This window comes from Chryseobacterium sp. 1B4, from assembly GCF_036631475.1.
In the GTDB taxonomy this organism is placed as follows: domain Bacteria; phylum Bacteroidota; class Bacteroidia; order Flavobacteriales; family Weeksellaceae; genus Chryseobacterium.
The window spans coordinates 41,719-61,905 of the sequence record NZ_JAPNUF010000004.1; the positions used below are offsets into that span (position 1 = coordinate 41,719).

Genomic DNA, 20,187 nt, shown 5'->3' on the forward strand with positions numbered 1-20,187 from the left:
TTTATTAATGTTGTTATTTTACAGGTTCTGCTTTCGAGTATTTCTCTTTTTCAGCTTCATAGATTCTTCTTCTCAGATCACTGGTGGAAAACCTATGGTCTCTTTTGTTGTAAAAGATTTCAATTCCTTTTTCTTCACAGTATTTTTTACCGGTAAAGTCTTTGTCCATATAATCATCTCCAATGATTCTTACATCAATCACAAATGATTTTAAAATATCCAGCAGATCTTCTTCCGTGTAATAAGGGATGATCTCATCTACAGCATTTACTGCTTTCAGCTGAATATATCTTTCAACGATAGTCTGGCTTGGCTTATTTTTGTTCGGACGATCGTGGGATGGATCAATCTGAAGTCCTACGATTAAATAGTCACATACGGTTTTAGCTTCTTCAAGCATTTTGATGTGTCCTGCATGCAATAAGTCAAATGACGAAAATGTAATACCTATTCTTTGTGTCTTCATATTAATTTAAAATTAAAACTCCGCTGAAATAAGTGTTCTTTTAAAAGAATAAAACACAAGTGATCCAGAGAAGGTGTTTTTGTAATTTGTTTTATTATTTAATTATTCTTTCCAAACGTAAATATAGCAATACTTAAGTTTATGAATTTCTGCTGTTCAGATATTTCTGCCACTCCCATACTGTTTTTAAAGCATCCTCAAGAGACGTTTCAGATTTCCAGTTGAGTTCTCTTTCAGCTTTTTCAGGATTGGCATATGCTATCGTAATATCTCCCTCTCTTCTGGCGCAGATCTGATAGGGCACTTCCACATTATTAGCCTTTTCAAATGCTTTTACCACTTCCAGCACAGATGATCCTCTTCCTGTCCCCAGATTATAAATATCAATTACCGTTTCTGCCGAAGAGTTTTCTATCAGTTTTTTCAATGCTGCAACATGCGCTTTAGCCAGGTCAACAACATAAATATAATCACGGATAGGAGTTCCGTCTTCTGTAGGATAATCATCTCCCCAGATGTTCAGTTTCTCTCTTATTCCTGACGCAGTCTGCATCACGTAAGGCACCAGGTTATTGGGAATTCCGATCGGCAATTCGCCAAGTCTGGCAGATGGATGTGCGCCAATAGGATTAAAATACCTTAATAGTGATATTTTACTGCCATAAGCTTTTGCAAAATCAGTCAGGATCTCCTCTCCCATCTGTTTTGTTTTCCCATATACACTTTCCGGTGTTTTTAACGGAGTGTTTTCATCTATCGGCATTACATCTGCCTGTCCGTATACCGTACATGATGAACTGAAAATAAAATTAGAGATTTTTCTTTCCTTAAATTCCTGAAGAATATTAATTAAAGAGAACAAATTATTCTCATAATAATCCACAGGTTTTACCTGGCTCTCTCCTACTGCTTTGGAAGCCGCAAAATTGATACATCCGTCAATATGATGGGCATCAAAAACCTGAGTAAGCAGTTCTTTTCTTCTCAGGTCAAAAGGATAAAAAGCAGGCTTCACTCCTGTAATTTCCTCAATATTATTTAAAATAAACCTCTCCGTATTGGATAAATCATCAACAATAACCACTTCAAAGCCGTTATTGATAAGTTCTACTACAGTATGAGAACCAATATATCCAAGGCCTCCGGTAACAAGTATTGCCATTTTTATTTTTTAATCTTCTTTTTTTCCTATATTTTCTATTTCATTGATTCCTATCTCTTCTTTCTCATTATTTTTATTAAGATAAAAGATATAAAAAACAATAAAACCTATAACTCCTGTATTAAAAGTAATTACAAAATTATAATATGAGTTATTAACATAAGTTTTAATCAGGGTATATTCAGCATAACAAACCAAAATAAAGATCACTGCTGCAAAAAAATTGAGAATAGCTTTTGCCCGTTTTATCTTAAAATAAATGATCGCTCCTGAAATTAAATTGATGATAATATAAAAAGAGTATTTTGTAATATTTTCATAGATACTCTCTTTATAATATGTTGAGTAAGATGAGGAATTGTAAGAATTCAATGTGTTTATTACATAGATTGAATAAAGCCCTACAATAAAAAGGTGAAACCCTAAAAAGAATTTATATTTTCTCCCCTTTAAAAAAAATTCCTTCATACTTACTTTTATCCCATAAACTCAAGCACTGCATCCGTAATATACTTCAGCTGTTCTTCGTCTAATTCTGTATGCATTGGTAAAGAAATTACCTGATCCAAAAGCTTATCGGTATTTACAAAATCTGCAGGATTACTTTCCTGGAAGTATGCTTTTTGTTTTCTCAGTGCTACAGGATAATAAATCATTGCAGGGATTTCTTTTTCCGCCAGAAACTTCTGAAGTTCATTCCGTTTTCCGTTCAGGATTCTTAAAGTATACTGATGGAATACATGGGTAGAGTTTTCAGCTCTTTTCGGGGTCAGGATATCCGGGTGACCGGCAAATGCTTCATCATAAAAATCTGCAGCTCTTCTTCTTGCTTCGTTGTAAGAATCAAGGTGAGGAAGTTTTTTCTTAAAACTGCAGCCTGAATACTATCCAGACGTGAGTTTACCCCAACCTCATCATGGTAATATCTTTCGTACATCCCGTGGTTTACAATTCCTCTTAAACGGTGAGCCAGCTCATCATTATTGGTAAAAATAGCTCCTCCATCTCCGTAGCATCCAAGGTTTTTTGATGGGAAGAAAGAAGTTGTTCCTACAGTAGACATGGTTCCGGCCTGTTTTACCGTTCCGTCCGAGAATGTATATTCTGAACCAATTGCCTGAGCGTTGTCTTCAATAACATATAAATTGTGCTCTTCAGCAATTTTTAAAATTTCTTCCATATTGGCACACTGTCCGAAAATATGTACCGGGATAATCGCTTTTGTTCTTGGTGTAATCGCTTTTTTAATCTGTTCTGTGGAGATTGTAAATGTATCGTAATCTACATCTACCAATACAGATTTCAGTTTAAGCAGGTGAATAACTTCTACCGTTGCAGCAAAAGTAAAATCAGCCGTGATAATTTCATCTCCTTCTTTCAGATCCAAAGCCATCAGGGCAATCTGTAATGCATCTGTACCATTGGCACACGGAATCACATGTTTTACGTCTAAATAAGACTCCAATTCATTCTGGAAAGACTTTACTTCAGGACCGTTGATAAATGCCGCAGAATCCATTACATTCAAAACTGCATTGTCTACATCATTCTTTATTTTGTAATACTGACTTTGCAAGTCAACCATCTGAATTTTTTTCATATAATAAATATTTCTGTAAAAATAAGGAATTTAATATCCGATCAAAAATTTTATTGATTTTGTTTTTATCTTTATAGAAATAAATTTTATGAAAAAACTTTTACTCTTTTGTTTCCTAGCAGGTTATCTTACTGTTTCCGCACAAACGGAGCTCGTTTTCGTTTACTTTACGGATAAGCCGAATAAGGCTGCATTTTATGCAAATCCACTCTCAGAACTCAGCCAGAAATCTCTCAACAGACGTACCATACTGGGAATACCGCTGAATGATCAGGATGCTCCTATTGAACAGTCTTACATTCAGAATCTTCAGAATTTAGGATTTACCGTTACTGATTATTCAAAATGGCTGAACGGAGCGGCTGTAAATGCCACTCCTGCACAAAAAACCTTATTGCAGGCACAATCTTTTGTTTCCTCTGTTGAAAGCTTTGCCAGAAATAATGCCGGTACATTGAAAACAGCACCTGCAAAATGGAAGGATGATGCAAGCATCAATAAAACACTGACCAACTTTAATTACGGTTCAGGCGCCGCACAGATTGACCAGGTCAATATACGTCCTCTTCATCTGGCCGGCTATACCGGAACGGGAATCTCTATAGCTGTCATTGATGCCGGATTTCCCACAGTGAATACAGGTGCAGCATTCGCAAGGTTATGGACCAACAACCACATCAAAGCTTCTTATGATTTTGTTACCAAAACGACAGATATTTATAATACTGCTCTCAGCACTCATGGTTCTGTTGTTCTAGGTACTATCGGCGGATATCTGCAAAATACTTTTGTAGGGGCGGCTCCTGATGCGGACTTTTACCTTTACCGCAGTGAAAATGCAGCGGTAGAAATTCCTGAAGAAGAACTATATTGGATTGAAGCGGCTGAGGAAGCTGACAGAAAAGGCGTGGAAATCATTACATCATCACTGGGGTATAATATTTTCGATGACAGCCGTTACAATTATTCTTACGCAAATATGGACGGAAACACCTCTTTTATTGCACGTGGAGCAGGTATTGCTGCAGAAAAAGGAATTTTTGTTCTTGCCGCTGCCGGTAACTCGGGGCAGCAGCCATGGCATTATCTTCTGACGCCATCTGATAATGCTAAAGTCTTCTCTATCGGTTCTGTAGATTCTGCCGGAAATGCGTCCGGTTTTTCTTCTTTCGGGCCAAACGCTCTCGGAGTGGTAAAACCAGACGGAAGTACTCAGGGAACCGGCACAACAACAGTTTATGACAATGCTACGCTGGTGGTGAACGGAACATCCATTGCCACTCCTATTGCCGCAGGAGGTGTGGCGTGTCTTATCCAGGCATTTCCAACGATGAACAGGGAACAGATGAGAACAAAACTGAGACAAACCGCTTCCCTGTATCCCGCTCATTCGGATCAGATCGGATATGGCATCCTTAATTTCGGAAGCTTATACAATCTCGTTCTCAATACTTCAGAAATCGTAAAAAAGGAAAAATTTTCCATATTCCCGAATCCGGCAAAAGGCATCCTGAATATTGCTTCAGAACAGGAAATTCTTTCATTAGAAATTTATGATAACCTGGGAAGACTGATCAGAAAAAGCAACCATCAGAAATCTATAAAAGTTGAGGATTTTGCAAAAGGAACGTATTACCTGAAGATTCAGACAACGGACAATATTTTGTATGAAAAATTCTTAAAGGAATAATGATTTGCCTCCCGCAGATTAACAGATTTTGATATTGTTTTTAATTTGTTGAATGTGCGGGAGATATTCTTTCTAAAACTACATACCCTATGTTTTGGCTGAAGCCGAAGGATGGGCCGATAAAAAAGAATGGGCTGAAGCCCATTCCTGTTGATATCATATTGTACGATATGTACAAAAACCTCGTAATCATTTATGCAGAGTTTCTACTGGCATTAATATTTCCGAACAGTGAACGCGTTACCAGCTTCTCATAAGCTTTTCTGTTGCCTTCTCCTTTCTGAATCTTCATTAAAGCATATTGCTGAATGCTTAACAACGGAAGTACAATCTTTTCACGGATCTTCACAGACTTTCTCGAGAGCGGGTCTTCTTCCTGAAGCATTTTGAATCCGGTCAATTCCAGCATAATATCTCTTGAAAGCTCATATTCATCGAAAAGAACATTCCAGAATGCACCGAATTTAGGATTATTTTTAATGTAGTACGTCAAAGGGAAATAGGACTTGTTCATACTCATCATTGAGTTCAGAACTAAAGTTTTAAAGAAATCCGAACCTTTGTAAAGTTCCCTTACTTCTTCAAACCTTCCCTGCTCCTTCATTTTCTGCATGGCATATCCAAAGCCGAAGAAACCAGGTACATTCTGCTTCAGCTGTGACCAGGAACCTACAAACGGGATCGCTCTCAGATCTTCGAATTTCAGCTCGCTGCCATTTCCTCTTTTGAAGGGCGGCTTCCGATATTTGTTTTTCCATAGTATTCAAGTGTACTCATTTCCTGTAGGTAAGGAACAAACATTGGATGGGCTTTCAGGTCGGAATATTTTTCGTAACTGATATCTGCCAGTTCTATAATTAACGCTCTTTCTTTTTCTGTGAGTTCTTTTTTGGCATTTTTAAATACATCATTTTCAACTCCGGCGGTCAGAAGCTGTTCAAAGTTGTATTTTGCCTGTTCTTTATTTCCAAAAATACTCGTTATGGTTTGCCCCTGAATAGTCAGTTCAATTTTGTTATTTGCAATAGTTTTTCCCTGGGAAGCATAGAAATCATGGGTTTTCCCTCCTCCTCTTGCCGGCGGTCCTCCTCTGCCATCAAAAAAGACCACTTTGATATTATTCTGCTCCGAAAGTTTTGTCAGTATTTCTTTGGCTTTATAAATTTCCCAGTTGGCTTTTAAATATCCTCCATCTTTGGTTCCATCCGAGAATCCCAGCATAATAGTCTGCTGGTTTCCTCTTTTTTCCAGATGCTTTTTATAGACAGGATTCTGATACAGCTCATTCATCACATGTTCAGCATTGGCAAGCCCTTCCATTGTTTCGAAAAGCGGAACGATATCCATATTGATCTCTTCATCTTTATACCCGCATACTTTGAAGAACGCATAGACATTCATTACGTCTTTTACCGCATCAGAATTGGAAATAATATAGCGGTTCATTCCTCTCAATCCGTTCAGATGCTGAATATCTGTAACCTGTGAAACGGTTAATAAAGTATCTTTCACAATGTCTTCAAAATCTTCAGGATTTATCTTTTCAGGAATCTGAATAAGTTGATTGAACTTCTGTTCGTAATCGGCTTCTTCATTCCCGTATACTTTTGCATAAACCTCATCAATAACTTTCTGATGAATCCTGCTGTCCTGGCGGATATCCAATGTTGCAAAATGGGTACCGAAAATCATTACACGGTCTCTGAAATTCACCAAAAGATCTAAAAACAAAGAATTATGCTCATTGATCAGTATTTTTTCGGCTTCCGCTGTTCTCTTTAAAATGTCTTCTGCCTTAATGTTTTTTCCATCAAAAATAGCAGCATACAGCTCTTCACTTAATTGGGTCAGAACTTCAGAAACTCCTCTGAAACTTAATCTTCTTCTGATAAATTTCAAATGACTGTAATAGGATTTCAGAATGGCTGAACGTAATTCTTCTGCTACTCTTTTTGTCACATCTGCCGTTACAAAAGGATTCCCGTCTCTGTCTCCGCCAGGCCAGAAACCAAGCTGGATAATATCTTCATGTAGGTGAAAATGTCCGTTCCCGAAAGTCTTTTTGATTTTGGTGAACAGCTCACCAATGGTGTCGTAGTAGACATATCTCAGATAGGAAATAATACTTAAAGCTTCGTCTATCGGAGTGGGTTTTTCTTTGTTAACAAAAGGAGTTTTTCCAAGTTGTTGCAAAAGCATATCAATCTGAGTAACGGAATCACTGGTAATAGCTCCTCTCAGATCCTGAATAATCCTTTGTACTGAGCTTGGATAAAACTGGGTGGGGTGCGCTGTAAATACAACTTTTACACTGAAATCTTTTAATTTCTCTCTTACTTTTTCAATCTTATGATCCTGCAAAGAGCGTTCAAAAAGATTGGTAACCGTACCATTGTCGCTTTCAGAATGAAGGTTTGGAAATGCTGCGTCTTCAATACTGTCAAACAAAACCACCTGTCTTTCTATATACTGAATGATCTTGAAAAGCAGTTCCAGCTTCTGCTCTTCAGTCTGAAGATCGGTATGATTCTTAAAAAATTCTTCGACGATATTTTCAGGTGTTTTTCCTGCTTCATAGCCGGTTCTGCTTTCCTCATAAAGAAACGGAAGCAGCATTCCGATATTCGTCATTTTATCATAAGGCAGGCTCATAAATAATGAATTATAGATCTGGAACTTATTTTCCACAATCTGCCTGAATTTTTCTGCGCGTTGGTCGTGTATCATAGTAACAAATGTAAGCGATTTTCAAATTATTTAAATTGATAAATGACAAAAAATTATGTTTTCTTGATGAAATTTCATTAATTTTTACTTTGATAATTTTTAATCCAACTATCATCATTTATATGAAACCTTGTATACAGTATGGTTTCAAATATCCTTATAAGGGAAGTAGTTTTCATAAATTTTCCTTACAATTGGCTTTTAAATGTATATTCGCAAAAATACAATCAAAAATGAAATTCGGAATTATTTTTTATGCGATCCTGGGAGTTCTGGCTTTATTCACAGGCATTTATTTATTACAATACTTTTTTCCTCTTTCTATTATTTTTTATTGCTGCATTTATCAATGTAGTTTTTATTCATAAAGAATATTCTCTTCATAAAAATGATAAAATTGAATATGATGAAAATTCAATTCCTGATGAGATAATCATTAAATATTCACGTTCAGGTAGAATTATAGCTATTGCAACTTATAGTATATTTGTGGTTTTAGGACTATTTTTACTTTCAGGTATTAAGTTCAAATTCAATGTAACAGTGGTATTCGCAGTATGTATTCTTATTGGATTTACTGGCTATTTTATTTTTAAAATAGTTTCCGAAATCAAAAAAATGTCACAAATTGTCATCTCCATTAATGGAAAAGGAATTCAGATAAAAAATAATACGAGATATTTATGGAATGAAATTCAACTTGAAAAGATTATTGTTAAACGTTTAGTAAGCCGTGAATCTAAACATGATTACAAACCTGAAATAAACTATTTATACTTTTTTCACAATAACAAAAAAATAGAAATCAATATCGATGATTTTGATTTCACAGATTATCATCTTGCGCAGGTGCTGAAGATATTTAGAGCCCGTTTTACCCATTCAGGATTAATATAATTTTGATTAACTTTACTGTTAACCCTATCCCATAATCTATGAAAAAAACTTTTATTTTCTTATTGATAACGTTTCTGTTTATATCCTGTGAAAAGGATTGTTACAACGCGCCATTACCTATCATTTTTGAATTCGTGAATTCTGACAATGAAAACCTCATTGCCAACGGGACACTGACCACCTATTCGGTTCAGGATGAAAATAATATGAATGTACAGTTAAGCAAAACATCGGACAACAAGGTTATTCTGGAAAATGTAGGCGCTTATAACGGAACAAAAAATTATAAATTTTATTCTAATATCAAAAACCTTGATTTTTCAATCCAGTCATCTGAATTTAAAGGAGGCTGTGATGGCTATCAAATCAATAAGCTGACTTTTACAGGAATAAATTTTGATGTAACTGACGAAAAAGGATATTATAAAATTGTATTGGAATAATTCTCTTCCTAAATTTGCACTGGAAACACATTCTTTATGAAAGCCATCATCATATTTTCCCTGATCTTCTCCAATCTGCTTTACAGCCAGATCCAGGTTCCTGATGATTATAAAAAAATTCCCGACATTCTTGATACGACAGACTATCTCTACCCGTTTATTGTACCGGATAAAGAGTATGCTTACTGGCGTGTGCTCAGCAATGATATGGATTATGAAAAAGCTGTGATCTATGAAAGCCAGGCTCCCGACTTCATGACGATCAATGAGCCTGTTCCTGAAAGAGGTTTTTTCCAGAAATGTATTGGTAATAATTGTTTCTCATACATTCTTGCATGTAAGAATGAAAGATCGGTTTATTTTTCCAGTGAACAGCAGTTAAGAAATTTTATCGGAACTGTGGATAATCTTCCTGAAGCTATTTTACTGGCAAAAACCTATGGTTATTCAGTGGATACAAGTAATCTTTTTACCGGAGCCTATAAAATTGAAGACCGTCATATTTCCATGTACCTGATGCAGTCTAAAGGCTGTCCGGCTGTAAAAGAGGCTTTTTTAGTTAAAATCAACAGAAAAACCGGAAGACTGGAGGCAAAGAGCAATGGAGTTTATGCAAAAAATGAAAACTGTTCTGCTTTGTAAATGACCCTCTGAAAATACTAAAATTGAAAATCTTATTTTAAACCATTAAGATTTTTAAGCTGTTAAAAGTAATTAAGGGAATAGCCTGTGCTTATTTTTCCGTCAGAGATGGATCTTAACTATCCTTCTTATCTTCATTAACCTTAATGGTTTAATTTTTATTATATATTAACAGCTCCCTGCCCGGAGGCTATCAGATAAGCTTCCTTCAAGGTTTCAGAATAGGTTGGATGAGCATAGGAAATACGAAACATATCTTCTGCAGTCACTTCATATTCCTGGGCAATAACACCTTGTGCAATGAGATCTGCAGCCCTGGCACCAATGATGTGAACTCCCAGCACTTCTCCGTATTTCGGATCTACCAAAACTTTAGCGAAACCTTCCATATCCATTGAGGCCCGGGCCCTTGCGCTGGCAGAAAACGGGAATTTTCCTACATTGTAAGCGATGTTGTTTTTTTCAGGTATTCTTCAGTATATCCTGCCGAAGCCACTTCAGGCCACGTATAAACCACTGAAGGAATACGGTTGTAATGAATGCGGCGTTTTTGTCCGTTTATGGTTTCGGCTACAAAAACACCTTCTTCTTCAGCTTTGTGAGCCAGCATTGCCCCACCAATAACGTCTCCGATTGCATAGATACTGGATGCGGAAGTCTGATTATTTTCATTTACTCTGATAAAACCTTTCTCATCAAGCTGCACATCTGTATTTTCAAGCCCCAGACCTTTTACATACGGACTTCTTCCCACAGCTACCAATACATAATCTGCTTCCAGCGCTCCTTCTGTTCCGTTCTGATCTTTAAAAAACACTTTAGCGGCAGAACCTGTATTTTCAGTTTTATAAACCGCCTGATTGAGACGGATATCAACACCCTCTTTTTCAGGATTTTCTGCAGACTCTTGCCAAGCTCATGATCCATTGCTGCAATCAGGTGATCTGCATATTCCAGAATGGTAACTTTTGTCCCGATACGGTTGAAAATAGAAGCCATTTCCACTCCTATTACCCCTCCTCCGATAATCACCATAGATTCCGGTTTTTCCTGTAGGGATAAAGCTTCCGTAGAGGTAATGATTCTTTGTTTGTCAATTTCAACCCCGGGAATGCTTGCTGGTTTTGAACCCGTCGCAACGATATAATATTGTGCCGTAATTTCTTTAATTTCAGAATCGTTTGCAACTTTTATCGTGGAATTATTAACAAAACTTGCCATTCCTTTCAACCGGGTAATTTTATTTTTATTCATTAAAAAGTCGAGCCCTCCTGTATTTTTTGAAACTACATCTGCTTTTCTCCTGTACATCTGAGAGAAATCAAGTTCTATTGTATCCAGCATGATGCCATGTTCATTGAATGTATGGTGTGCTTCTGCATAATGATGGGTACTGTCCAGTAAAGCTTTAGTAGGAATACATCCTACATTGGTACATGTTCCTCCCAATGTATCATACTTTTCTACAATTACTGTTTTATACCCCAGCTGCGCACTTCTTATAGCAGCCACATATCCTCCGGGTCCTGAGCCGATTACGGCAATGTCATAGTGATCCATTTGATTTATTCCTTTTTTATGATTAAATTTACTTGCAAAACAAAAGCAAAATTAAAACAAACACTTTCATTTTGCAAGTATTATTTTAAAATTAACAAAATGAGTAAAAAAAGATCCGGCTGTCCCATCAGCTGTTCTCTGGAAATGTGGGGCGACAAGTGGTCACTCCTAATCATAAGAGATCTAATGCTGAAAAAGGAATGTACCTATGGAGACTTCCTGAAAGCAGACGAAAAAATAGCGACTAATATTCTGGCCTCAAAACTTCAGAATCTGCTGGACAATGGCATTATTGATAAAAAAGATCATCCGGACAGTAAGTTGAAAATACTTTATTTTCTAACTCAGAAAGGAATAGATCTTATTCCCGTAATTGTAGAAATTAATCTCTGGGGAGACCAATATTTAACTGTTCCTGATGACCGTAAAAAGCTTCTGGAAGATATTAAAAAGGATAAGGAGGGTTTTATAAAAAGAGCAAAAGCTTATCTTTCATCAGAAGTTTACAATGATCTTCAAAAGCAAAAAAATAATAGCTTTCATAAAACTGAGTGATAGCAATTTTAAAATTTCATTAACTCACTTTTCCTTTTTCATTCCGTACATTTGACTTAAAATAAATTTAGAACAATGCTTAATTTCGAGTTTAAAAACCCAACAAAAATACTTTTCGGAAAAGGTGAAATCGCAAAAATTTCCAACGAAATTCCTAGAGACGCAAGAATATTAATGATTTATGGCGGTGGAAGCATCAAAAACAATGGTGTTTACGATCAGGTAAAAGCAGCTTTGAAAGACCATAAAGTCTATGAATTTGGCGGAGTGCCTGCCAATCCTGAGTATGAAGTATTGATGAATGCCTTAAGCTTTATTAAAGAAAAAAACATCACTTACCTTCTTGCAGTAGGTGGAGGCTCTGTGATTGACGGAACGAAATTCCTTTCTGCAGCAGCCAATTATGATGGTGAACCATGGGATATCCTGAGAAAATCTGTAAGGACTTTTGAAGGCGAAGGAATGCCTTTCGGAAGTATCTTGACTCTTCCGGCAACCGGTTCTGAAATGAATTCCGGATATGTGATCTCAAGAAGAGAAACTAATGAAAAACTGTCTTCAGGAGGGCCCGGGCTTTTCCCGCAGTTTTCTGTACTGGACCCGGAAGTGATCAGATCTATCCCAAAAAATCAGATTGTCAACGGAATTACAGATGCCTATACCCACGTTCTGGAACAATATATGACAGCTCCTTCTTCGGCTGACCTTCAGGAAAGAATTGCAGAAAGCATCCTGATCAGTCTTCAGGAAACGGCTCCTAAAGTATTGGCTGATGACTTCAACTACGATGCTGCCGGAAACTTTATGTGGTGCTGTACAATGGCTCTGAACGGACTGATCCAGAAAGGAGTGATTACCGACTGGGCAGTACATGCAATGGGTCATGAACTGACAGCTTATTTTGGTATTGATCACGCCAGAACACTGGCTATTATTGCTCCGTCTCACTACCGTTACAATTTTGAAGATAAAAAAGGAAAACTGGCTCAGTATGCAGAAAGGGTTTGGGGAATCAAAGACGGAACCGTAGAAGAAAAAGCAGAACTGGGTATCAAAAACTGGAGGAATTCTTCCACAGCCTTCATATCAAAACCAGACTTTCTGAATATACAGAAGACTTTAAAGGAACAGCCGAAAAGGTTGAAAAAGCTTTTACAGACAGAAACTGGCTGGGTCTTGGTGAGTATAAAAAACTGACGCCACAGGACGCTTATAAGATTGTAGAAATGAGCTATTAAAAGGATACGGGTTTCGGGGTACAATGTGCGGGTTTGAATTCGAGATTCGCATGAAAGTGCTTATATTAATTTTCAAGTTGAAAATATATAACCCGAAACTCGCATCTCGTATCACAGTATTCATAAAATTATTTAATTTACAAACATTTGTTTAAAAAATCATTATTTCATTACAGATATTTCAAATTTATTTATATTTTAGCATATTCTTAAATTTGTGAAAATGAAAAAACAACTACTTTTATTTGCCTTTTCTGCCCTGGCACTTATTTCTTGTAAAGATGACAACCTGGAAGCTTACGATATGGAGATTATGAAGGGAGACTGGAAGGAAGTAAAAAGGGAAATAATTTCTGGAAAAGATAATAAAACAGTGCTTTTTTCCTACCCGAATACCGGATGTGCAACCAAAAATACGCTTTTCCTGAGAACGGATTATTACGTAAGCTACACGGCATATACGGGAACAGGTGCAGATTGTCAAATGGATCAGAAAAGTGAAGGAAGGTACACTTATGATGCGGACACAAAAATTCTGGGTATTAAGCTTGGCGATGAAGGAACAACTGACTACAGAGTGGATGTTCTGACAAGCAAAGAACTAAGGCTTGCCCAGCAATTCGGAAATTTTGATATGGATGGAGACAAAATTCCTGAAGTTACCTACGTTACTTACAAAAGATAAATCATAGACTCCCGTTAATCGGGAGTTTTTTATTATTTTTATATCTTAATTTAAAACTGAATATAATGAAGAAGATTCTATCAGCATTCCTATTGCTGTATTTTGCTATTGCTTTTTCTCAGGAGAAAAACCGATGTACTGGCAGGACATCCAGGAGTTTAAAAACAGGACCAGCAAAATCCGCCACCCAAAGATGCCATTCTGTTCATCGGAAGCTCCTCTTTACCAAATGGACTGATGTAGCAGATTATTTTCCCGGCAAAACAATTATCAACAGAGGATTTGGAGGTTCCAGACTTACTGACCTCAATTATTTTGCCGATGATCTTTTAGCTCCTTATCAGCCTAAGCAGATTGTTATTTACTGCGGGGAAAATGATTTTGCAGACAATCATCAGCTGAAAGCAAAAGTGGTTGTAGACCGATATAAAGCTTTTTACAAAAAAATACGTGAAAGATTTCCTGATATTGAAGTAGATTATATCTCAATCAAGTATTCGCCAAGCAGAGAAGTGATCTGGCCGCAGATGAAAGTTGCCAACAAAAAGATCGCTGCTTTCATGAAAAAGCAACCTAATGCTGAATTTATTGACATTACAAAAGCCATGGAAGATGCTAACGGAAATGTAAGAAAAGATATTTTTGTGGAGGACATGCTTCACTTTAAGCCTGAAGGATATAAAATCTGGACGAAGGTAATTACTCCTTATCTGAAATAAAACGAAAAATAAAAACGATTCCTGATATGGGAATCGTTTTTTATTTTATTTCTTTCTTTTGATTTAGATTTTGCTTTCTGCTGAGCTCTGTTCGCTCCAAACTTTTTAGGCGCCTTTCTTTTGGAAGGTCCCCCCAGTTTTCTTTGGTGTTTTTGGCTTTCTTCTCGTGGAATGCTCCTCCTCCTTCATTCAGTTTTACCTGTGCAGGATTTTTCATCACGACTTCATCTTTTTCAGAAGCTATTTTGTTAGGATTGATCTTAACGCCTTCCGGGAATTCATTAAACGTCAACTCTTTATCCATTAACAGTTCAATATCAAGAATCAAAGGTTCTTCTTTTTTAGTAACAAAAACCAAAGCCTTTCCTTCTTTATCTGCTCTACCGGTTCTACCGATCCTGTGGATATATTGCTCAGGAATATCAGGTGTTTCGAAATTGATAACATGGGTAATATTTGAAATATCAAGCCCCCTTGCCATTACATCGGTGGTAATCAGACCTCTGATCTCTTCATTTTCGAACCTTTTCATCGCTTTTAATCTGTAGTTCTGCGATTTGTTCGAATGGATCACATCAAACTGTCCAGGGAAAAGCTCATCAATTTTGGTAAAGAGCAAATCGGCATGCTTCTTATTGTTGTTAAAAATCAATACCTTGGACATATCTGCATCATTCTTCAACAAATGTTCAAGCAAATTGATTTTGGTATTAAAGTTTTCAACCTTGTACCCGATCTGTTCAATTTTTTCAAGCGGCGTTCCTGATTTGGCCAATGAAATCTCTACCGGATTGGCAAAATATACATCCAGCATTTCATCTACCGCTTCTGTCATGGTTGCAGAGAAAAGGATATTCTGTCTCTTCTCTTTCATCATTTCAAAAATGTGGGTCAGCTGTGGTCTGAAGCCTAAGTTAAGCATTTCATCAAACTCATCAATGATCAGCTTCTGAACTTCTTTCAGAGAAATAGCATTGTCTATGGAAAGATCCATCACTCTACCGGGTGTTCCTACCAGAATATCACAACCGTCATTGAACAGTAGTTTTTGGGTATTGATATTCTTTCCACCGTAAACTCCGATTACTCTTGCTGTAATATTTTCTGTCAGTTTCTCAAGAATTTCAGTTACCTGCACTACCAGTTCTCTTGTAGGAACAAGCACTAAAACAGTTGGATTTCCTGTTTTGCTGTATTTCCATGTTTTCAGAACGGGTAAAAGGTAAGCTAATGTTTTTCCGGTTCCGGTCTGTGCAATTCCCATTACATCTCTTCCTGAAAGAATAGGCTTTAAGCTCTTCTCCTGAATCGGGGTAGGTTCAAATAATTCCAGATCCGCTAAAACATCAAGAATTTTAACCGGCAGGTCAAAATCTGCAAAAGTGAGTTTTTCCATTTTGCAAAGATAGGTATTTAATTTTTTAGTATGGAAGCAGGAGGCCGAAGCAGGAAGATTATCAGCTGCCATGTTTAAGTTTTTTGAATTTATGGGTGAAACAACTGATGATTATTCAAAGTCATTTCTTCCTCTCCAGCATCCATCATCCAGCTATTTTACTCAATTCACCTTAACACTTTCACTGATAATTTTAATATCATCATCTATCCATTTGCTGGAAGTAACAATGACATAGCCTTTCTTTTTAGGATCTTTTTTAATAGGAAATTTATCTTCTTCCCATTGGTTACAATGAGTCGAAATAGACGGTAATAAAGGCTTCCAGCCTGTTTTACTGAAAGTATAAACATAGAACGGATGCCAGCAGCTGGTACACCAATTCGGATAAAATCCAATCTCTTCTTTCCCGTCACCATTAAGATCGCCTAAATTATACAGGCTCCCCTGGTTTGCAGGCGTAACCGTTATAGAAGGGATATTTTTATCGCTGAAATAAATAGTAGTTTCACATTTCCCTTCACATTCCTCGCCACAGTCACTGACTTCTGTATAGGCATATTCTCTGGTTCCGTTTCCGTCAAAATCTCCCTGAAGTTTTTCTTCATTTCCTTGTTGAGCTATACAAAGTGAGCTGAATAAGGTGATGGATGTTATAATAAGTGTTTTCATTGTTTTTGGTTTAAATACGGGGTATGGTATTCGAGTTACGGGTTTCGAGGTGCAGGATCAGGGTTTATACATTCTTCGGGTTCAAATTCAGCTTCTTTTTATTTTCTGGTTACCCTTAGCAGAAGGATAATGACTAAAAGAATTGAAAATAAAACCTAAAACTGCTACTAATGACAGCTCTCCTATTCTCGGGCCGGATTCCGAAGAAAAACAATTGCCGTTGCAATGATATTGGCTCCCAGGATCATCGCCAGAATCAGATTCACCACACTGGATTTGATCAGTTGGTTGGTTTTTTCAATATTTTTAATTTCGCTGGAAACGGTAAATTTATTTTCATCCAGCTTTTGAAGAACAGAACGGAGTTCTTTCGGGATTTCATCTACGTTATCAGTAAAATTCATCATCCGGTCCATTCCTGTTTTTAAAAGGTTCTTCGGACTGATTTTTTTGGTGAAAATCTTTTTGGTATAGGGATGAAGGCTTTTAACAATATCGAGGTCCGGATTAATACTTCTGCCAACCCCCTCTATCAGGCTGATTCCTTTAAATAAAAGATAAAAATAATCCGGCATATAGAGCCTGTTGTCTTTCAGAATATCCTTCATCTTGTTGATGATTACCTGAACATTGATATCCTGTAATGACGAACTGTGAACAAAATTCAGAATATCTTCCACATCATTTTCAAACCGCCTTTCGTCAGGGATTTCATAGCTTATTGCCATTTTTTTGAGTGAACGGACTATTTTATGGGAATTTTTGGCCACAAAACTTACAATAAGATTTTCAAGAATTTCTTTATCATTCGGCTGAATTTTTCCTACTGCTCCAAAATCAATAAAAACAATTTTACCATCCTTTTTTACCAAAATATTTCCGGCATGGGGATCAGCATGAAAGAATCCGTAGTCCAGAATCTGTGAGACAAACAACCTTAAGCCTGCTTCAGAAACTTTTACAGGATCAATATCATTTGCCAGAAGAACTGATTTATCGGTAACCTTTATTCCATCAATGAATTCCATACAAAGAATATTGTTGTTGGAAAATTCTTCGTAAACTTTAGGAACATAGGTTTCTTTATTATTTTTAAAATTAAGCCTGAACTGCTGGATATTGTTTTTTTCATTGATGAGGGAAACCTCCTCCAATAAAGATTTTTCAAACGTAGAAATGGCCTGCTTCAGATTCAGCTTTTCTCCGATTTCCGAATAGGCTGATATCAGTTTTTCAATGTCTTTGATCAGGAGCAGATCATCTTCAATAACAGACTGCACATTGGGCTTTCTTAATTTTAATATTACCGGACTGCCATCTAGCAAAACACCCTTATAAACCTGTGCAATGGAAGCTGTAGCCAAAGGCTCCTTCTGGATTTCAAGGAAATAATCCTTAACAGAAATATTGAATTCACTTTCCAGAGCTTCTTCAACATCCATATTTACCGTTTCCACTTTGTCCTGAAGTTTCTGCAGCTCCTGAATCAATTCAGGCGGTAACAGATCTTCCCGGTTACTGAATGTCTGACCGAGCTTCACAAAGGTAGGTCCCAGCTCTTCAAGAGCCAGCCTTATTCTTTCATAAACGGTTCCTTTTGAAATGATTTCATCCGAACTGCCCGAAGCTTCCTCCTGCTTATTTCCTCCGTTCATTCTCGCCAGAAGGTCTTTAAATCCATATTTACTTAATACGGAAATCAGTCTCGCGGATCTTTTCAGTTTTCTTTGCGGCTTGTCAAACATAGTGTATTAATAGTAGTTGCAATGTACTCCAAAAACTGTTCCTTTATGAAAGAATTATTATAACAATATTGCAGGATAAAAATTAAAAATAATAACACATAATCAGTATTTTAAAGAAAAAATACACCAATATCAATAAAAACATATCATATATTATAAAAATTAATATATTTACAACGTACAAATTAACAAACTAAAAGTATTAAAACATGAAAAATTTACGTAACAACAAACTTTCAAGAGAGCAATTAAAAGGAATCGCAGGAAGCGGTCTTAGTGGTATCATTATTCCAAACTGCTCTAACGAATGCTGTCCTACTGATGGAAGACCAAGATGCCCAAGACTGATTTGTCCAGCGGTAGTTTGTCCTCAGTACGTTTAATATATTTTAAAAATTTTAGGTAAAAATAAAAACAGAATGCAATTGCATTCTGTTTTGTTATTTAAGATAAGTTTCATAGAGATCTTTACGGCGGTCTTTCATTACCTGCACGGAACCGTTGTGGTGAAGATCTTTTAATAAATTTAAATCCACATCTACAATTAAAGTCATTTCTGTATTGGGAGTAGCCTCACCTTTTACTGCATTGGATGGGAAGGCAAAATCAGAAGGAGTAAATACGGCAGCCTGGCCGAACTGGATATCCATATTGTTTACTTTAGGAAGATTTCTACACATCCGGCAATGGCAACATAACATTCATTTTCTATGGCTCTTGCAGCGGCACAGTGACGTACTCTCATATAGGCATTCTGAGTATCTGTCAGATAAGGAACAAACAGGATCTTCATCCCCTGATCGGCTAAAATTCTTGGTAACTCCGGGAATTCTACGTCATAGCAGATCACAAGCCCTATTTTACCACAATCGGTATCAAAGACTTTGATTTCATTTCCGCCTTTCATCCCGTAATATCTCTTTTTCATTCGGGGTAATATGGATTTTTCTGTATTCATCCATACGTCCGTCACGGTGAAGAAGGTAGCTCACATTATACAGTTCATTGTTTTCAAAGACAGGCATGCTTCCGGAAATAATATTCACATTGTAGCTGATTGCCAGCTCAGAAATTTTATTCTTGATCTGTTCGGTAAGTTTCGCCAGCTCTATCATACTGTCTCTTTCCGAAAGATTGTTGAAAGGGGCCAGCAAAGGAGTGTTGAACAGTTCCGGGAACAGCACAAAATCTGATTTGTAATCCCCATCACATTCACGAAGAATTCTACCTGCTCATAAAAGGCATCTATATCCTTAAAATGCCTCATCTGCCACTGTACCAACCCAAGACGGATAATGCTGTCCTGCATGGTATTCGGTCTTTTGCTGTAATAGATATTGTTCCATTGTAAAAGCACTGCATTTTCTCTGGAGGCTTCATCTTCCGGAAGGTATTTTTTCAGCACCCTGATCGGCAAAAAGTTGTTGGAAAGCTGGAAAGACAGTACCGGATCATAGATTTCCTTGTCTCTCACTTTCCGTATATATTCTCTGGGAGAAAGCTCGTGGCTGTATTTGTGATAGCTCGGAATTCTTCCGCCAAGGATAATGGATTTTAAGTTCAACTGTTCGCAAAGTTCTTTTCGTGCGTCATAAAGCCTTCTTCCCAACCGCAGCTCACGGAATTCAGGGTCTACGAAAACTTCAATTCCATACAGCACATTTCCTGTTGAAGAATGGGTATTGAAGGTATAATTCCCTGTAATATCACTATAGGTATGATCATCCCCGAATTCTTCATAATTAACAATAATGGAAAGTGCTACAGCGGCCAGCTTCCCGTCAACTGTGATACAAATTTGTCCGTTAGGAAATATTTTCGTCAGTTTATCAATACTTTTTTTGGACCAGATAGACTCCGACATTTGCGGATAGGCCCTTTTCATCGTTTCCGCCAGTTCATCATAATCCTGAAGGGTCAGGTTTCTTGTTTCTATTTGCATTTGATGTAATTTTACTTAAATTTAGGGAAAATTTGCTTTAATAGGGTA

General features: G+C 36.9%; 13 protein-coding genes and 6 pseudogenes. 9 read left to right on the forward strand and 10 right to left on the reverse strand.

Going from position 1 to position 20,187, the window contains the following annotated elements; all coding sequences use genetic code 11:
* Nucleotides 1-13: 13 nt before the first annotated feature.
* The 4 genes and pseudogenes from OWR28_RS03415 to OWR28_RS03430 all read right to left on the reverse strand — a co-directional run bounded on the left by OWR28_RS03415 (nucleotide 14) and on the right by OWR28_RS03430 (nucleotide 3,228).
* Nucleotides 14-466, reverse strand: a complete 453-nt coding sequence (locus OWR28_RS03415) for an adenylyltransferase/cytidyltransferase family protein (RefSeq protein ID WP_002980373.1) — start codon at nucleotides 464-466, stop codon at nucleotides 14-16.
* A 139-nt stretch (nucleotides 467-605) separates the two neighbouring features.
* Nucleotides 606-1,628, reverse strand: a complete 1,023-nt coding sequence (gene galE, locus OWR28_RS03420) for a UDP-glucose 4-epimerase GalE (RefSeq protein WP_332385505.1) — start codon at nucleotides 1,626-1,628, stop codon at nucleotides 606-608.
* Between the two features lie 9 nt (nucleotides 1,629-1,637).
* Nucleotides 1,638-2,096, reverse strand: coding sequence for a hypothetical protein (locus OWR28_RS03425; RefSeq protein WP_332385506.1), 459 nt, complete (start codon nucleotides 2,094-2,096; stop codon nucleotides 1,638-1,640).
* Between the two features lie 8 nt (nucleotides 2,097-2,104).
* Nucleotides 2,105-3,228, reverse strand: a pseudogene (locus OWR28_RS03430) (DegT/DnrJ/EryC1/StrS family aminotransferase).
* Nucleotides 3,229-3,316: 88 nt separating this feature from the next.
* Here OWR28_RS03430 and OWR28_RS03435 point away from each other — a divergent pair.
* The gene (locus OWR28_RS03435; protein WP_332385507.1) at nucleotides 3,317-4,918 is read left to right on the forward strand and encodes a S8/S53 family peptidase; all 1,602 of its coding nucleotides are present in this window, start codon (nucleotides 3,317-3,319) and stop codon (nucleotides 4,916-4,918) included.
* A gap of 193 nt (nucleotides 4,919-5,111) precedes the next feature.
* Here OWR28_RS03435 and OWR28_RS03440 read toward each other — a convergent pair.
* Nucleotides 5,112-7,645 (reverse strand): annotated as a pseudogene (locus tag OWR28_RS03440) (phosphoenolpyruvate carboxylase).
* A gap of 489 nt (nucleotides 7,646-8,134) precedes the next feature.
* Between OWR28_RS03440 and OWR28_RS03445 the strand changes: the two are divergent.
* The 3 genes from OWR28_RS03445 to OWR28_RS03455 are packed head-to-tail and all read left to right on the forward strand — an operon-like array spanning nucleotide 8,135 to nucleotide 9,627.
* Nucleotides 8,135-8,542: a hypothetical protein gene (locus tag OWR28_RS03445; RefSeq protein ID WP_332385508.1), complete on the forward strand. Its 408-nt coding sequence runs from the start codon at nucleotides 8,135-8,137 to the stop codon at nucleotides 8,540-8,542.
* A 38-nt stretch (nucleotides 8,543-8,580) separates the two neighbouring features.
* The gene (locus OWR28_RS03450; protein WP_332385509.1) at nucleotides 8,581-8,985 is read left to right on the forward strand and encodes a hypothetical protein; all 405 of its coding nucleotides are present in this window, start codon (nucleotides 8,581-8,583) and stop codon (nucleotides 8,983-8,985) included.
* A 36-nt stretch (nucleotides 8,986-9,021) separates the two neighbouring features.
* Nucleotides 9,022-9,627, forward strand: coding sequence for a hypothetical protein (locus OWR28_RS03455; protein ID WP_332385510.1), 606 nt, complete (start codon nucleotides 9,022-9,024; stop codon nucleotides 9,625-9,627).
* 161 nt (nucleotides 9,628-9,788) lie between these two features.
* On the opposite strand, the pseudogene lpdA reads toward OWR28_RS03455, so the two are convergent.
* Nucleotides 9,789-11,187 (reverse strand): annotated as a pseudogene (lpdA, locus tag OWR28_RS03460) (dihydrolipoyl dehydrogenase).
* Between the two features lie 99 nt (nucleotides 11,188-11,286).
* Here lpdA and OWR28_RS03465 point away from each other — a divergent pair.
* From OWR28_RS03465 to OWR28_RS03480, 4 genes and pseudogenes are all read left to right on the forward strand, one after another.
* A complete protein-coding gene (locus tag OWR28_RS03465) occupies nucleotides 11,287-11,742 on the forward strand; it encodes a helix-turn-helix domain-containing protein (protein ID WP_332385511.1) in 456 nt (151 codons plus the stop codon).
* Between the two features lie 75 nt (nucleotides 11,743-11,817).
* Nucleotides 11,818-12,980, forward strand: a pseudogene (locus OWR28_RS03470) (iron-containing alcohol dehydrogenase).
* Nucleotides 12,981-13,203: 223 nt separating this feature from the next.
* On the forward strand, nucleotides 13,204-13,665 hold the full coding sequence (locus OWR28_RS03475) for a lipocalin-like domain-containing protein (RefSeq protein ID WP_332385512.1): 462 nt from the start codon (nucleotides 13,204-13,206) through the stop codon (nucleotides 13,663-13,665).
* 65 nt (nucleotides 13,666-13,730) lie between these two features.
* On the forward strand, nucleotides 13,731-14,384 hold the full coding sequence (locus OWR28_RS03480) for a GDSL-type esterase/lipase family protein (protein WP_332385513.1): 654 nt from the start codon (nucleotides 13,731-13,733) through the stop codon (nucleotides 14,382-14,384).
* Here the strand turns inward: OWR28_RS03480 and OWR28_RS03485 are convergent.
* The 3 genes and pseudogenes from OWR28_RS03485 to OWR28_RS03495 form a co-directional block, all read right to left on the reverse strand.
* Nucleotides 14,372-15,780: pseudogene (locus tag OWR28_RS03485) on the reverse strand (DEAD/DEAH box helicase). The gene OWR28_RS03480 and the pseudogene OWR28_RS03485 overlap by 13 nt on opposite strands.
* 162 nt (nucleotides 15,781-15,942) lie before the next feature.
* Complete coding sequence (locus OWR28_RS03490; protein ID WP_332385514.1) at nucleotides 15,943-16,452, reverse strand: hypothetical protein; 510 nt, start codon at nucleotides 16,450-16,452, stop codon at nucleotides 15,943-15,945.
* A 182-nt stretch (nucleotides 16,453-16,634) separates the two neighbouring features.
* Entirely contained in the window at nucleotides 16,635-18,197 is a 1,563-nt protein-coding gene (locus OWR28_RS03495; protein ID WP_332385515.1) for an AarF/UbiB family protein, read from the reverse strand.
* A gap of 209 nt (nucleotides 18,198-18,406) precedes the next feature.
* Between OWR28_RS03495 and OWR28_RS03500 the strand changes: the two genes are divergently transcribed.
* Nucleotides 18,407-18,580 carry a hypothetical protein gene (locus OWR28_RS03500; protein ID WP_002980409.1) on the forward strand — a complete coding sequence of 58 codons (174 nt, stop codon included), beginning with the start codon at nucleotides 18,407-18,409 and terminating at the stop codon, nucleotides 18,578-18,580.
* A gap of 57 nt (nucleotides 18,581-18,637) precedes the next feature.
* Here the strand turns inward: OWR28_RS03500 and OWR28_RS03505 are convergent.
* Nucleotides 18,638-20,139, reverse strand: a pseudogene (locus OWR28_RS03505) (carbon-nitrogen hydrolase family protein).
* Nucleotides 20,140-20,187: the final 48 nt, after the last annotated feature.

Coding starts and splice junctions, on each gene's coding strand:
- OWR28_RS03415 (WP_002980373.1), bottom strand. CDS start 466: ATGAAGACACAAAGAATAGGTATTACATTTTCGTCATTTGACTTATTG.
- galE (WP_332385505.1), bottom strand. CDS start 1,628: ATGGCAATACTTGTTACCGGAGGCCTTGGATATATTGGTTCTCATACT.
- OWR28_RS03425 (WP_332385506.1), bottom strand. CDS start 2,096: ATGAAGGAATTTTTTTTAAAGGGGAGAAAATATAAATTCTTTTTAGGG.
- OWR28_RS03435 (WP_332385507.1), top strand. CDS start 3,317: ATGAAAAAACTTTTACTCTTTTGTTTCCTAGCAGGTTATCTTACTGTT.
- OWR28_RS03450 (WP_332385509.1), top strand. CDS start 8,581: ATGAAAAAAACTTTTATTTTCTTATTGATAACGTTTCTGTTTATATCC.
- OWR28_RS03455 (WP_332385510.1), top strand. CDS start 9,022: ATGAAAGCCATCATCATATTTTCCCTGATCTTCTCCAATCTGCTTTAC.
- OWR28_RS03465 (WP_332385511.1), top strand. CDS start 11,287: ATGAGTAAAAAAAGATCCGGCTGTCCCATCAGCTGTTCTCTGGAAATG.
- OWR28_RS03475 (WP_332385512.1), top strand. CDS start 13,204: ATGAAAAAACAACTACTTTTATTTGCCTTTTCTGCCCTGGCACTTATT.
- OWR28_RS03480 (WP_332385513.1), top strand. CDS start 13,731: ATGAAGAAGATTCTATCAGCATTCCTATTGCTGTATTTTGCTATTGCT.
- OWR28_RS03490 (WP_332385514.1), bottom strand. CDS start 16,452: ATGAAAACACTTATTATAACATCCATCACCTTATTCAGCTCACTTTGT.
- OWR28_RS03495 (WP_332385515.1), bottom strand. CDS start 18,197: ATGTTTGACAAGCCGCAAAGAAAACTGAAAAGATCCGCGAGACTGATT.
- OWR28_RS03500 (WP_002980409.1), top strand. CDS start 18,407: ATGAAAAATTTACGTAACAACAAACTTTCAAGAGAGCAATTAAAAGGA.